At 43.8% G+C, this 13,549-nt stretch carries 14 protein-coding genes and 1 pseudogene; 11 read left to right on the forward strand and 4 right to left on the reverse strand.

Going from position 1 to position 13,549, the window contains the following annotated elements:
- Positions 1–279 precede the first annotated feature (279 nt).
- From DESPCE1_RS0102700 to DESPCE1_RS0102710, 3 genes are all read left to right on the forward strand, one after another.
- On the forward strand, positions 280–1,722 hold the full coding sequence (locus tag DESPCE1_RS0102700; protein WP_014792508.1) for a Na+/H+ antiporter NhaC family protein: 1,443 nt from the start codon (positions 280–282) through the stop codon (positions 1,720–1,722).
- Between the two features lie 619 nt (positions 1,723–2,341).
- Entirely contained in the window at positions 2,342–2,536 is a 195-nt protein-coding gene (locus DESPCE1_RS20940) for a hypothetical protein (RefSeq protein ID WP_033422376.1), read from the forward strand.
- Positions 2,537–2,540: 4 nt separating this feature from the next.
- Entirely contained in the window at positions 2,541–3,140 is a 600-nt protein-coding gene (locus tag DESPCE1_RS0102710; RefSeq protein WP_019849380.1) for a hypothetical protein, read from the forward strand.
- A gap of 196 nt (positions 3,141–3,336) precedes the next feature.
- Here the strand turns inward: DESPCE1_RS0102710 and DESPCE1_RS0102715 are convergent, their stop codons facing one another.
- Positions 3,337–3,576 carry a DUF2922 domain-containing protein gene (locus DESPCE1_RS0102715; RefSeq protein ID WP_014792511.1) on the reverse strand — a complete coding sequence of 80 codons (240 nt, stop codon included), beginning with the start codon at positions 3,574–3,576 and terminating at the stop codon, positions 3,337–3,339.
- A gap of 36 nt (positions 3,577–3,612) precedes the next feature.
- Entirely contained in the window at positions 3,613–3,837 is a 225-nt protein-coding gene (locus DESPCE1_RS0102720; RefSeq protein WP_019849381.1) for a DUF1659 domain-containing protein, read from the reverse strand.
- A 247-nt stretch (positions 3,838–4,084) separates the two neighbouring features.
- Here DESPCE1_RS0102720 and DESPCE1_RS0102725 point away from each other — a divergent pair, with 247 nt between their 5' ends.
- On the forward strand, positions 4,085–4,993 hold the full coding sequence (locus DESPCE1_RS0102725) for a DUF3102 domain-containing protein (protein ID WP_019849382.1): 909 nt from the start codon (positions 4,085–4,087) through the stop codon (positions 4,991–4,993).
- A gap of 130 nt (positions 4,994–5,123) precedes the next feature.
- Here the strand turns inward: DESPCE1_RS0102725 and DESPCE1_RS0102730 are convergent, their stop codons facing one another.
- Positions 5,124–5,846, reverse strand: a complete 723-nt coding sequence (locus DESPCE1_RS0102730) for an ATP-binding protein (RefSeq protein WP_019849383.1) — start codon at positions 5,844–5,846, stop codon at positions 5,124–5,126.
- A gap of 429 nt (positions 5,847–6,275) precedes the next feature.
- Here DESPCE1_RS0102730 and DESPCE1_RS0102735 point away from each other — a divergent pair, with 429 nt between their 5' ends.
- The 7 genes and pseudogenes from DESPCE1_RS0102735 (at position 6,276) to DESPCE1_RS23555 (ending at position 11,843) form a co-directional block, all read left to right on the forward strand.
- Positions 6,276–6,998: a GTP pyrophosphokinase family protein gene (locus DESPCE1_RS0102735; RefSeq protein WP_019849384.1), complete on the forward strand. Its 723-nt coding sequence runs from the start codon at positions 6,276–6,278 to the stop codon at positions 6,996–6,998.
- Between the two features lie 55 nt (positions 6,999–7,053).
- A complete protein-coding gene (locus DESPCE1_RS24125) occupies positions 7,054–7,347 on the forward strand; it encodes a hypothetical protein (protein WP_371200222.1) in 294 nt (97 codons plus the stop codon).
- A 27-nt stretch (positions 7,348–7,374) separates the two neighbouring features.
- A complete protein-coding gene (locus tag DESPCE1_RS24130) occupies positions 7,375–7,890 on the forward strand; it encodes a Fic family protein (RefSeq protein WP_371200223.1) in 516 nt (171 codons plus the stop codon).
- 128 nt (positions 7,891–8,018) lie between these two features.
- On the forward strand, positions 8,019–8,279 hold the full coding sequence (locus DESPCE1_RS0102750) for a hypothetical protein (RefSeq protein ID WP_242835352.1): 261 nt from the start codon (positions 8,019–8,021) through the stop codon (positions 8,277–8,279).
- A 297-nt stretch (positions 8,280–8,576) separates the two neighbouring features.
- The gene (gene pylSc / locus DESPCE1_RS0102755) at positions 8,577–9,416 is read left to right on the forward strand and encodes a pyrrolysine--tRNA(Pyl) ligase large subunit (RefSeq protein WP_028305432.1); all 840 of its coding nucleotides are present in this window, start codon (positions 8,577–8,579) and stop codon (positions 9,414–9,416) included.
- Between the two features lie 263 nt (positions 9,417–9,679).
- Positions 9,680–10,312 (forward strand): B12-binding domain-containing protein, encoded by a 633-nt coding sequence (locus DESPCE1_RS0102760; RefSeq protein ID WP_014792518.1) that lies wholly within the window; start codon positions 9,680–9,682, stop codon positions 10,310–10,312.
- Between the two features lie 58 nt (positions 10,313–10,370).
- A pseudogene (locus DESPCE1_RS23555) lies at positions 10,371–11,843 on the forward strand (trimethylamine methyltransferase family protein).
- Positions 11,844–11,988: 145 nt separating this feature from the next.
- On the opposite strand, the gene DESPCE1_RS0102775 reads toward DESPCE1_RS23555, so the two are convergent.
- Positions 11,989–13,458 (reverse strand): sigma-54-dependent Fis family transcriptional regulator, encoded by a 1,470-nt coding sequence (locus DESPCE1_RS0102775; RefSeq protein WP_019849389.1) that lies wholly within the window; start codon positions 13,456–13,458, stop codon positions 11,989–11,991.
- Between the last annotated feature and the right edge of the window lie 91 nt (positions 13,459–13,549).

Here is a 13,549-nt window from a genome sequence, read left to right on the forward strand (position 1 = left end):
TAACACAGCCAATTAGGGCGAAGACTTAGTAAGGTTTGTGCAAGAAATAATTATTACAAAGTGGGGGCTATTATTATGAATCTAGCACAATTTAAGCGCAGACGTTACACGGAAGGGTAAAACCCCCTTGGAATTCCTGCCCAACTTCAGCAAAGCACTGGGCGGTCCCAATATTTACATTAAAAGAGATGATCTTTTGGGACTTACGTCAGGTGGAAACAAAGCATCGTTGCTTAATATGAATTTAAAATTTAATAATTTTTATTAGGAGGTAGCAAGATGGCTAATCAAGAAGTAGAGAACAGCTATGAATTCGATGCGAGTAAAAAACTTGATATGTATGGCGGAATACTAGGTGGACTAATTCCACTGTTTGTACTAATTGGGATATTAGTCTGGCTTTCGGTTGCTGAGCGTGGAGGAACACAGGCTTTTTGGGCGGGCGGTTGGCTTGCTATCGTGGCAGGATTGTTATTTGCTAAAAATAAATTTGAATATTGTCAAGCGGTTCTCCGAGGACTAGGTGATAAGAATGGTATAGTAATTGTTACGGCTTGGTTGTTTGCTGGTGTTTTTGGCCAGTTAATGGTTGCGGGAGGTCTAGTTGAAGGTTTGCTATGGTTTGGAATGGAAGCCGGAGCAACAGGTGCAATTTTTGTCTTGGTTTCCTTCTTAGCGGCAATGATGTTTTCACTGGGAACGGGTACGAGCACGGGAACAGTACTTGCCCTTATGCCAGTATTATACCCAGCCGGTATATTTCTTGGCGCTAATCCAGCTATGTTAGGCGCCACGATTTTAGCAGGTGCCGCCTTTGGCGATAATTTAGCACCAGTATCTGATACTACGATTGTATCGGCGTTCACCCAAGAAGCGACAATGAAGGATGTTGTTCGTAGTCGTGCCCCTCTCTCATTGACAGCTGCCGCATTGGCCGTAATACCAATAATGATATTTGGCGGTGGCGGCACAGTATCGAATTTACCTGAAATAGCAGCAACGGTTGACCCACGTGGACTCCTTATGTTGGCTAGCTTTGCAGTCGTTGTCGTCTTGGCTCTAAAAGGAAGGCATATTGTAGAGTCTTTGATTTGGGGAAACATTTGCGCAGCAATTATAGCGATGTTAACGGGCAAAATGGTACCTTCAGTATTATTTCACATTCCCGCTCAAAGAGGGGAATCAACAGGATTAATTGAAAAAGGGATTTCTGGTGTAACCGGAGCGATAATATTTGCCCTTCTCGTGTTAGCCGTAACTCAGATATTAGTAGAAAGTGGAGTTATGAATAGCATATTAAAATGGGCTGAAAAGACAATCGCTAAAACCGTTAGGCAAGCGGAATTATCAATTATTTTTGTAACAATCATAGCATCGATTCCAATTGCAGCAAATGCACCAGCAGAATTACTCGTTGGTCCAAGTTTCGTAAAACCAATTGGTAAGAAATTTAACCTAGCCCCTGCAAGGCGGGCTAATCTCATGGACTGTGCAGTATGTTCGATGTTCTTTACCTTGCCCTGGCATATTTGTGTTATTGTTTGGTATGGGGCTATGTCTTCCGCTGCTCAGGCATTTAATCTTCCATTGCCATCGATTTGGACGGCTTTAATGAATCCATATAACTGGACTTTATTAGCGGTTCTGTTTTTCTCAGTATTTACTGGATGGAATCGTAAATACGAAACCCCAGCCGCTTCGAAGAATTCTGTTCAAGCTTAATCCCGTTTCAGCACAGAAGGAACAGTTTAATCGACAAACGAGTTTTGATTATCGAAACTCGTTTGTCATTATGGTCAATTTCAAAGTTCTGAGTTGTAAAGTAGTTCATAAAAGACTGTTCGCTGGCCAATATTATATATGGTCAATCATTAGCATTGCATTAAAAACTAATCAGTCCGGCGTTTGTATGAAGGCCATCGTACCGGCGGGAGCTCTATGCACATCGTAACCAAGGCCAAAATGAATGCCGTCGCTTACGAACGCCCGGTTCGTAAATCCGGTCGGGGACGCCCGCCCTGTTCTTTCACTATCTTCGGACACCTTCCCAAGCGATTGTCTCAGAAGCAACCGTGGCGGCCCATTTGCGGCAGTCGATTTTTCGACGGTTTGCCCAAAGCAGACACCTTTCGGTAACCCAAATTATTCGTTCCAAGCAAGATTTGCCCTCTGCTGACGCAGATTCATGGGCTTCTTAAGGCTGAAAACTTTTCACTGTCCAGTGATAATCTAATGCTCTTTATTCATTTTCTGTAGTGCCAACTCTACCTATGCTGAGAATCAAAAAATACGAGAACGCCGTTTCCTGAGAGCAAAGTCGTGGTCATTCAGGATGATGGCTGTGAGTGTGAATAAGGAAGTTTGGGCTCTGATTGGAAAAACTAACGAAAATCGGCTTTGTCCCCAAACGCGACAACGTTGTCGTGTTTGGGGACATCCTATGCCCACTGTAAGCCCCCCTTGCCAAGGCAGGAAAAAGCAGATCATGGTGGAAGTAACAGAAGAAGGATTCATAAATAACTGGAAAGAAGGTTGAGTTCATGAACGCTGTGCCTTTTCACCCGCCTACGGATTATTACTGCAAAGAGTTGGCTCCTCTGGACGAAGAGATCTGTTCCCTCCTTGCCAAGCGCAAAGAGCTGTCCAATCAAAATCCCGGTTTTCCTGATCCGGACCTGATTTCCCACTGGAGCCAAGCCTTCGTCCTTAAGGAAGATTGGTTGCGCATAGTTTTTGCTCATTTGCACAGTGAGAAGCATATCCATGTACCGGTAGAGCCGATCGAGTTTTTGAAATTTATTCCCGTTTTAAGATCAGTGACCGTTGATAAATTGTCTCATACTGTAACCTATATAAAGCAATACAGCAATGCCAGTATTGTGCATATTGAAACTGAAATGATCACCTCTGAACCTTTTGTCCATCTGGGACATGCGATGTTTGAACTGTCTATTGCACCGGAATATCTATGCACCCTAAACAGAGGAAGCGGTTCAGATAAAACAATTCAGCATTCCTTCGTGGTGACACCGTCCTTGCCGGACGATATCAGTGAGGTGGAATTTCATTTAAGTGTTAAACCTTTGCCGGAGCCGGAATTTCAGAGGGTTCTGCTTAAAGAAATTACTGTGACCATTTAAATCAAGTCATCGTCAGGCGGCAACTCGCTGTAGAGTGAAACAAGAGGCTTATCCAGGAATGCGACAACGTTGTCTTGTTCTTGGACAGGTTTTGTGCAGGCCGTTGCTCTAGGAAAAGAGGATGGACCGCCGGCCAAGTGACCTTAGCCGGCAATCCCAAGGTATTCTTTACGGCACAAATGGCACGCTGCTGCCTTTAAGGCTGGACAGGATCGAATAAATCATTGATGACGGTATTGACGACCCTAATGTCCTTGACTCCCGTGATAGCGCCGCTGGTCGTCATTAAAATATCTTCCGATATCATTTTATCCATGACGGCCAGAATTTCAGCCTGGCTCAGATCCTCCCGGGGATTGGGAATTGTCAGAGTGAACGTCTTTCCTCCGGCAGTACTGAAACTGAGCCGGAGGATTTTATTAGTGGCTATTGCCATGAAGCTCCATCCTTTCTTTTTTGATTTTCCAGCCCCTTACTCTTCCTTCAGTCGGAAATTCTTTTTCAGCAGTACATCCAGGACCGGATGAAGGGAGAGACCGAATAGCGCCTGTGCGATTTCATAAAGTGCTTCTTCTGAAGCATCGGGACGCACATAGCTTATGCTTTTCTGACGGCTCACCGGAGCTCCGGCAGGAGTAGAGCCATCCTGATAGACCACCACCAATGCAGAATTGAGTGGTTCAGAAACAATGGCCATTCAATTCAACTCCTCTGTTTAATCTGCAGACCGGATACCTGGCCTGTCTCTATACCCTATGATTCGATTTATCCGGAGGTTACAGCCGGAGCTAAAAAGATATGGAAACAGAGCTTGTCCAGGGCCGCGACAACGTTGTCGTGTTCCTGGACATTGTTTTGGGGCGACGGTCACTCTGAGCGGACGGATCATATGCTATGGATAGAACATACAGAAGATTTGCCAGGTGCAGGAGAGGATGGATTGCATGATGGATGAATTGGCGGCCAACCGGACCCCCGTTGTGATTGCCTCCGAGATCAATACCATGAAGCGGCAGATGGAGAAAATTTTCCTTATCCATACTATCGAGATCGGGCGCAGGCTCAAAGAGGTCAGATCCATGCTTCCCAATGGGGAATGGGGGCAATGGCTGGAGGTATCGGTCAATTACTCCCAAAGAACCGCCCAGCGTCTGATTATGCTTTTTGACGCTTATGGAGAATACTTTCCCTTGTCCCCAGCCGGGGAAGCTTCTCAGAATCGGGCGATGCTCCAAGGCGGGGAGAGGATTCAGACTGAGGAAGGCCGGACTCTGCCGAACCTGACTTCTGTTCAAGCCTTGATTCTTTTAGGGCTTCCCAAGGAAGAGCGGGTTGAGTTCCTGATGGAGATGGATGTGGAAGGCATGAGCACCCGGGAGCTGAAACAGGCCGTTGAGCAGCGGCAAGAGGCGCAGCAGGAAGCGGAGCAGGCCGTGACCGAGCGGGATCAGGCCAGGCAGGAGAGCGTAGATCTTCGTGATGATCTGGACAAGGAAAAGGATAAGAATTCCCGGTTGACCGAAGAACGGGACAGTCTGAAAGCCGAAATCCATGATTTGGAGAGGGTAAAGGGAAAGCTGGAGCAGGAGATCGAAAATAAAAAGGCCTCCTATGACAAATTGAAAGAGCGAACAGGTTATAAAGCCATCAAACAAATGGAGGCGGCTTTGAATGAAGCCTATGGCAAGGCCGAGGCCAATAAAATCGCTTTTTTATATGACAGCCTTTTCAAGAACTTTAAGGAACTGGCCTATGAAATGACCCGGTTTGCCGGGAAAAATCCGGAGTTGCACATTATATATAAGGAGAAGATCCAAGATTTCCTCCACAATGCCTTGCGGGAGAAGCTATGAAAAGTACTGCCCATAACGAAAACCAGGCTTCCCGGGAGTATGCACTCTTCAGGAAGCCTTTCTTTGCTCAGTTGTATTTGTCTGCGCAGGGGTGCTTATAAGTTTTGCCTCAGACATTGCCGTTATGAATCTAATCCTCCAGAATCCGGCCGTTGGTTGTGATCGTGACGACCTGCCAGGGTATGAGTTGGCCGCTGTTTTTGAGAGCGGTTTTCACCGCACTTTCCAAACCACCGCAGCAGGGAACTTCCATCCGGACAAGGGTCAGGGATTTAAGCGAGTTTTGCTGCAGAATGGCCGTCAGTTTTTCGCTGTAGTCCACAGAATCAAGTTTTGGACAGCCGATCAGGGTGATTTTATTACGCATAAACTCGTTGTGGAAATTCCCGTAGGCGTAGGCACTACAGTCGGCAGCGATCAAGAGATGGGCATTATCGAAATAGGGGGCGTTTGGGGGAGCCAGTTTTATTTGCACCGGCCATTGCTTCAACTGGGATTTAGCCTCCGGCTGGGTTTCGGGTTTATAGGTGGATTCGGGACGGCTCAGCAGCTCGGCATGATTGCCTGGACAGCCGCAAGCCAAGGTGTGTTCATGGTGGTAATGATGGTGATGGTGGCCTTCCAGATGTTTTTTGACGGCTTCTTCATCAAATTCCACCGCTTCTCTTTCTTCAAAAGAGATCGCATCCTTCGGGCAGGCAGGAAGACAGTTGCCAAGCCCGTCGCAATAATCATCGCGGAGCAGGCTGGCTTTGCCATTTACCAGCACCAGCGCCCCTTCGTGACAGGCAGTAATGCATAATCCGCAGCCGTCGCAGGCCTGTTCATCGATTTTGATCATCTTTCTGATCATTATTGACCCCTCCTTCGAAATTCTTCGTTCATTTTAACATGATGCAGAAAGAGAAGATGTGTGTAAAATCACGTTATCACAACCCTTTGTCCATTACTTGTCTTATAATCAGTGTGAAGGGGTAGCCGTTTCATCAAGTAACCCATGGTATCGCCCCGGCTGATTGTTCCCACAAGAAGGATTTCGCCCCCAAGGCAATCAGCACCACTGCCACAAGCAGTGTTTCAACCTTACCGAGCATATCGTTGATTTGCGGTTATGCCGTTTTTTGCCGTAACAACATTGATAATACTTCTGCGGTAGAATTATTCACAAATTGAAAGTATAATTGAACCGTAAATCGGAGTTTTAAGAGAAACGGCATAAATACTAAATACCTAGCCCAAGCCAAAAGGTTTCATTTCGCAGGGCATACAAAAGGAGTTTCATATGGACTTAAAAAATATACTCAAAACCAGGAAAGAGAAGTTCGTACGGGATAATTTGATGTCAGACGAATTTTTAGAATTCATTCGTCAAAACAAAGAACCGTACGATATGCTGATGTCTTATTATCGATGTGCCATCATGGAAGTTGAGACGAAATTCAAAGTGTTAAATGAACAGTTCTCTCTTCAATATGACAGGAATCCTATAGAAGGCATCAAGTCGCGGATCAAATCCAGGAAGAGCCTGATAAAAAAGATTCGTAACCGGGGCATACCCATTACCTTGGAAGCAATAGAGGAAAACATCACTGATATTGCCGGGTTACGAATTATCTGCTCTTTCCCGGAAGACATCTACATGTTGGAGGAATGCCTGTTGGAACAGGACGATGTCACCCTGATTGAGCGTAAGAACTATATCAAAGAGCCAAAGCCGAGTGGATATCGCAGTCTTCACTTAATTGTGGAAGTGCCTATTTTTCTTCACAAAGAAAAGCGTAACGTAAAAGTGGAGGTTCAGCTCAGGACCATTGCTATGGATTTTTGGGCCAGTCTTGAACACAAGTTGCGCTACAAAAAGAGTATCCCGGAAAACCAAAGCCAAGAACTAGCACGGGAGCTTGCAGAATGTGCGGAAATCAGCGCCATGCTTGATGAGCGCATGCAGATTATAAGAAATAAAATTTCTTCCGTGCAAGAAAACGGGGATAATAAACGGGCATGATGATCAAGAACGGTTCTGGGTGTTTCTGACATTGCAATGCCTTGCGGGAGAAGCTGTGAAGGCGATTGAAAACAATTCTCTGTCCCTGGAACAAATGACGGATGTGATAAATGGCAAACGTGTTCTTGGCGCACCAAAGGAAATTCGTGAAGTAAAAAATGCTTACGAGGCATATAATCTCCTGCTATCGTTTGATCCGTGTAATATGGACGATCTTTTAAAAGCACATAAAATCCTAATGCTGGACTTGACCCATGAATCCGGTCGATTCCGTTCCGGGGGGTTGGTGTTTTTGCCGGGAGTGAACTGGTACATATGGCTCCGCCGGCTGAACTTGTGCCAAAACTGATCAGCGATTTACTTCATTGGGTAAAAAATGCCGATACACATCCTCATCAAAAGTTGTCTATTTCATTATGAATTTGAGTTCATACATCCCTTTGCCGATGGTAACGGGCGTATGGGTCGAATGTGGCAAACTTTGCTGTTAAGCTGCTGGAAGCCGGTGTTTCATTGGCTTCCGGTAGAAACCCTGATTCGCGAACAAGTAACCGAACAAGTCGAACGCCTGATGATGGTCTTGGAGAATGAAACGTTCTCGGCAAAAGAGCTTTTGGAACGGCTAGGAATCAGACACCGTCCTACGTTCAGTAATAATTATTTGCGTCCGGCCCTGGAACTTGGGTTGATCGAAATGACTGTGCCGGATAAGCCAAATAGCAACAGGCAGAAATACCGGCAATTAAGAAAACAAAATAGCCTAAAGCTGTTCTTTTGGCCTGTTTCATCTGAACCACACGGCAGATCCCTGCATACAAGCAAAGGTTTCCCGGGAGTATCCACTCTTCGGGAAGCCTTGTTGCTTCAGTTGATAAATGAAACAGGTTGCTAAATATATTTAAAGGACTGGGGGGAGGGACTAGGGGAAGCAGTTTGGAAAGTGTCGTCGTTGCTATTGGTATCATCCTTCTATTCTATTTTGGAAAACGATTCGTCCCTCAGCTTAAGGAGCCTCAACACTTGAAAAAGGTCAAAAGAACAAAAGAAGAACCGAAGCCTTTGGAAATGATCCTCACGAAAAAAGAGAATAAATCAACCCGGACAAGGCCTCCCCATTCCTCGAATTCTGCTGCTAGCCTTGTGGTGATGAACCCCCACAGTTTCGAACAGGCGAAGAAGGAATATATGCTATATGTTCAACGTTTTAGCGGCATATATGAGATGCTCTATTTAGCCTGCTCTGGAAAAGGTGTAGAGAACGGGTCGGGACCAATTACTTAATGGAAAAGTCCTGGAAGAAGGACAGTTAAAGTCTCAATCCTTAGGTCAATAAGGAATGAGATTTGCACTAATAAGGTATTGAAGTAGCTTGTGGGTTAGCTCTTCCGAAAAATGCGGAAATTAACTTGGAGTAAAATCAAAAAGCATTGCATATATCTTACATTAATGTGAGAATGGAGTTAATATGGGGGGTGGATCGTATGGATCACACGGACTCTAAATTCGTGCAGGCGGGTGAAACTCCCGTACTCCCCGCCAATACTCTATCAAAGTGTTCTTGACTGGAGGGTGCCTTTGGTGACTATTTCTTGGTCTAAGGTTCAATTACAACGGTTAATAGAACTGAACGCTACAGCTGAACAGCTTGATATGAGCTTTACAGATACTGCTAGCCGTAATCGCGCCTTTCAAGATGCGGAATATGAATTGGTAAAGAGGGGAAAACAAAAGCTTGAAGAACTTCGTAAGGTGAAGCATAGGCCAGGGTTGCTTGATCTTGAGGACCAGTTGGCAAGAGTATTACGTCAGCATGGATTTGTTCAGGTGGTCACACCGGCGATTATTTCCAAATCCGCGTTAGCAAAAATGACCATATCAGACGAGCATCCGCTCTTTTCTCAAGTTTTTTGGTTAGATAATAAGCGATGTTTGCGCCCCATGTTAGCCCCAAATCTATATACTCTTTGGAAAGATCTAATCCGCCTTTGGGAAAAACCCATCAGAATATTTGAAATTGGAACCTGTTATCGAAAAGAATCACAAGGTGCCCAACATCTTAATGAATTTACTATGCTCAACGTCACAGAACTGGGTACCCCCGTTGAGGAACGGCATTCACGGCTTGAAGAAATGGCTCAATGGATTATGGAAGCGGCAGAAATTAAGGACTATGGGCTTCTCAGCGAGTCATCTGTGGTCTATGGAGATACCATAGATGTAATGAAAGGCGAGGTGGAGCTTGGGTCCGGCGCAATGGGACCTCATTTTATGGACGAAAAATGGGGCATCTTTGATTCATGGGTTGGGATAGGTTTCGGATTGGAAAGGCTTCTTATGATTAGAGAAGGAACACAGAATGTCCAAAGTATCGCCAGGAGCTTAACTTATCTCGACGGGGTTCGGTTAAATATAAAATAATCAATCTTAAATAAAGTAATTCATTCTTTCATTGAAAAAAATAATTACACTTGATTTTAACAAAGCCATCATTAGAACTGTAAACCAATAATTACAGTTCTGATGATGGCTTTGTGTATAGAGAAATACCCTAACCCTTTCCCCATCTAGGTTTTCTGCATTTTATTAGAATTGGTATCAAATTTGCTTATTATAAATTGTACAAAATTTGAAAGGAGGATAATCTTACTGTTTAAAATCAATAAAGATAGGGAGGTAGCGAAATGCCAAGTTTTGATGATTTGTCTAAAGCTGTGTTAAGTGGAGACGACGAACAGGTAAAAACATTAACGAAATCCCTCATTGATAGTGGGATAGATCCTTTAGAAATTATTAATCAAGGTTTAATAGCAGGAATGAGTATTGTTGGAGTGCGCTTTAAAAAAGGTGATATGTTTGTACCTGAAGTGCTCATGGCTGCTAGGGCTATGTCGGAAGGAATTTATTTGGTCAAACCCTTAATTTCTGAAGGCGACATGCCCTCAGAGGGTAAGGTCTTGATTGGTACTGTAAAAGGTGACCTTCATGATATTGGGAAGAATTTGGTGGCAATGATGATGGAGAGTGAGGGTTTCACGGTCATCAATTTGGGCGTTGATATTTCTCCGGAACAGTTTGTCACAGCTGCGAAGGAACATAATGCCGATATTATAGCCATGTCAGCACTATTAACTACTACCATGGTAGCTATGAAAGATACGATTGATCTGTTTGTAAAAGAAGGGCTAAGGGAGAAGGTTCGCATTATAATTGGCGGAGCTCCGATTTCTGAGGAGTTTGCTAATGAAATTGGCGCCGATGGTTTTGCTCCGGATGCAGCTTCGGCTTGTGAACTTGGTAAAAAACTATTGGCTTAAGTATTTTGCCATTGGATGCATGAAGAATAACAAAATTATTAGGAGGGTGGGCTGAAAAGTGACCATACGAAATCCTCGGTCAAATAATCCTCAAAAACATGGGTTCAGTATGAACATGTATACAGAGGAAGAATTAAGACAAATCCATTATGCAACTCTAGAGGTCCTTTGGCAGGAAGGGGTGCATATCACTTCTAAGGAAGCACTCGATCTTTTCCAAGATGCGGGGGCTGTGGTGGATCGTAGTCAATCCGTAGTATATATTCCTCCCCACCTTGTGGAGGATGCAATCCGTTATGCACCTAGCACTATTACACTTGCCGGCCGTAATCCAAAGAACGATACAGTTTTGGAAGGCAGCCGGGTAAATTTTACTACTTTTGGTGCCGGTGTAAAAATTGTTGACCCTTATACAGGGGACTTAAGAAATACGGTTAAAGCAGATGTTGCCGGAACCGCTTTGGTGGCAGACTATTTGGATGAAGTTGATGTATATTCTCACGCAGTTTCAGCCAGAGATTGTCCAAAAGTCTCTGTAGATTTACATGAAGCAGAAGCTTTTCTAAATAATACGAGTAAACACGTGATGCATATTGACCTTACCTCGGGGGATCATGCTCAAAAGTACCTGGAAATGGGTGCTGCCATTGTCGGTGGCATGGAAAATTTAAGAAAGTGTCCGATTCTTTCTGCCCTGACCTGTCCGCAAAGCCCGCTTCAACTGCACAAAGAATGCTGTGATATCATTATGACCTTTGCCCGAGCAGGTGTTCCTGTCAATATATTATCTATGGCTATGTCCGGGGCGACAACGCCGGTGACCATTGCGGGTACTCTTGTAGTGCACAATGCTGAGGTTCTTGCAGGAATTACTTTAGCACAGCTCGCAGACAGGGGGGCACCTGTGATGTACGGCAGCTCCACCACGACCTTTGACTTGCAATATGCTACTGCCCCGGTGGGTTCGCCGGAGCTTGGCATGTGCAGCGCGGGTGTGGCAGCTTTGGCACAGTTCTACTTATTGCCTAGCTATACCGCAGGAACATAGGCAGATAGCAAATGCTCCGACGCTCAGGCAGGACATGAAAAAACGATTACAGCGTTATTACCGGCCTTAGCAGGAGTAAATATGATTTATGGGATGGGAATGCTGGAGTTAGGGGTAACCTTCAGCTATACCCAATTACTTATCGATGCTGAAATAGCTAAGATGGTAAAAAGAGTGGTTCGTGGCGTAGAAATCAATGATGAGACACTGGCTGTCGATCTCATTAGGAAGGTTGGCGGCGGTAGTGGTAAACACTATCTGACGGAAAAGCACACCATGGCTCATGTGAGAACTGAACAATCCAGAGCGACTCTCTTTGATCGTAGAATGCGCCAAATCTGGGAAGCTGAAACCGGAGGAAAAGACGTTGCGGAACGAGCTGCCGAGAAGGCACGCGAGATCCTTAACGAATACAAACCCGAGCCATTAGATAAGGAAGTGCAACAAAAACTTAGAAAGATCGTCGAAGACGCAGAAAAGTAATCCCTTTAAAACCCCAATCAAAATACACAAGTATTACAGTGTTAGGGTTAGCGGATTCGTGGTAGGTGCCAAGTATCCATAACCAGGACACTGTTAGAAACAACACACGGAGGAGATGTAGGTGCATTTCCTCCGTGTGTTGTTATTAGTAATCTTTTTTAATGGTATTTGTTTCAATCGATAAAGATTTAAGTTTATGATGGAGATTTTGTCTAGAAATACCAAGTTCGTAAGATGCTCTAGTAATATTACCATTATTTTTTGTTAAGATACTTTCTATGAAAGCCTTTTCGGTTTCCTGTAAAACACTTTGAAGTGTTCCTTTAAAATTCAATGACTTTTGGAAGTTTTTAACCTGAAAAATTCTTTCTCGAAAATATTCTGGCAAATGGTGCAACTTTAAAATTCTATCTTCAGAATGGACAAAATTCATGGCGCCTTCGATGAAATTTTCTAACTCTCGTGCATTTCCTGGCCAATGATAGTGCTCAAAATGTTCTATTAATTCTTCGGAAATATTTTTTACGAATAACCCAAATTCATTATTGTATTTTTTTATGAAATGAAGCGCTAATAATCGGATATCCTCTTTTCTTTCTCGCAAGGGAGGAATATACAGGGTAACGGTTGCTAAACGGAAAAATAAGTCGGACCGTATAATCTTCTTTTCTACGGTTTCAATTGGATCCATGTTGGTAGCGCTGATAATTCTGCAATTTAAAGGAATTTCAACGTTGCTTCCCAGCCTTCTAACGGTTCTGCCCTGTAGTATTCTGAGCAGTTTAGCCTGTAGGGGTAAGGACATAGAATTTATTTCGTCCAAAAAAATGGTTCCGTCTCCGGCTTGCTCGAATAGACCCGGTGATTCTGTGGCACCTGTAAAGGCACCTTTGACCGTCCCGAAAAGTAAGCTTTCCAATAGTGTCTCTGGAATAGCCGCACAATTGATAGGAATAAAGGGGCCTTTGGAGTGCAAACTTGCATTATGAATCCCTTGTGCAAAAAGTTCTTTACCTGTACCTGTTTCACCCACGATTAAGACCGGAGAGTTACGGCGGGCAATTTTTCGTGCTTCCCCCGTTATTCTTTTTATTGTGTCATTTCCTTTAATATCTTCGAGAAGAAAAGTTGCCCCCGTAGGTTGGCTGTTTTCTTGCTGACTAAATTTCTTCTGCATTTCCAATGTAATAGCGATAAAATCACTCATCTGACTCATATTGCGAAAGATAACGTAAACGGCAGCCACTTGCCCTTTGTAGTAAAAAGGGAATGCACTATATATCATATTGGTTTTTCGTCCGTCGTTTAAGTAATACCAATAGGGTTGTTCAATCAGCGGTTTTCCTGTCCTTAAGATTTTTTTTATGATTTCATCAGAAAAGTAATAAGGAGGAGCAAATACCTCATCTTCTTTTTTTCCTAACAAGTCTTGCCGGTTTAGACCTTCCATTTTTTCGGATTCGCTATTATAGAGAATAACTTCATCTTTCTCATTGACTGCATATACAGATTCATGAATGCTGTCAATGATTGCTTTTAGCATTTCGTTTTCTTTTTGGAATTCTTCATTTTTTTGTTTGAGTTCATCAATAATGCGAATTGTTTCTTTTTTCATATGAATCCCCTCACAACCAGGTGTTTTTCCTTTAATTACTAGGGTTTTTTGCAATTCAAATGATTAAAAAAACTTTATCTATTACTGTAAA

Source organism: Desulfitobacterium sp. PCE1 (assembly GCF_000384015.1).
GTDB classification, from domain to species: Bacteria; Bacillota; Desulfitobacteriia; order Desulfitobacteriales; family Desulfitobacteriaceae; genus Desulfitobacterium; species Desulfitobacterium dehalogenans.

Excerpts from the sequence above, each read along its gene's own strand:
- DESPCE1_RS0102700 (WP_014792508.1), top strand. The coding sequence starts at position 280 with ATGGCTAATCAAGAAGTAGAGAACAGCTATGAATTCGATGCGAGTAAA.
- DESPCE1_RS0102710 (WP_019849380.1), top strand. The coding sequence starts at position 2,541 with ATGAACGCTGTGCCTTTTCACCCGCCTACGGATTATTACTGCAAAGAG.
- DESPCE1_RS0102715 (WP_014792511.1), bottom strand. The coding sequence starts at position 3,576 with ATGGCAATAGCCACTAATAAAATCCTCCGGCTCAGTTTCAGTACTGCC.
- DESPCE1_RS0102720 (WP_019849381.1), bottom strand. The coding sequence starts at position 3,837 with ATGGCCATTGTTTCTGAACCACTCAATTCTGCATTGGTGGTGGTCTAT.
- DESPCE1_RS0102725 (WP_019849382.1), top strand. The coding sequence starts at position 4,085 with ATGATGGATGAATTGGCGGCCAACCGGACCCCCGTTGTGATTGCCTCC.
- DESPCE1_RS0102730 (WP_019849383.1), bottom strand. The coding sequence starts at position 5,846 with ATGATCAGAAAGATGATCAAAATCGATGAACAGGCCTGCGACGGCTGC.
- DESPCE1_RS0102735 (WP_019849384.1), top strand. The coding sequence starts at position 6,276 with ATGGACTTAAAAAATATACTCAAAACCAGGAAAGAGAAGTTCGTACGG.
- DESPCE1_RS24130 (WP_371200223.1), top strand. The coding sequence starts at position 7,375 with ATGCCGATACACATCCTCATCAAAAGTTGTCTATTTCATTATGAATTT.
- DESPCE1_RS0102760 (WP_014792518.1), top strand. The coding sequence starts at position 9,680 with ATGCCAAGTTTTGATGATTTGTCTAAAGCTGTGTTAAGTGGAGACGAC.
- DESPCE1_RS0102775 (WP_019849389.1), bottom strand. The coding sequence starts at position 13,458 with ATGAAAAAAGAAACAATTCGCATTATTGATGAACTCAAACAAAAAAAT.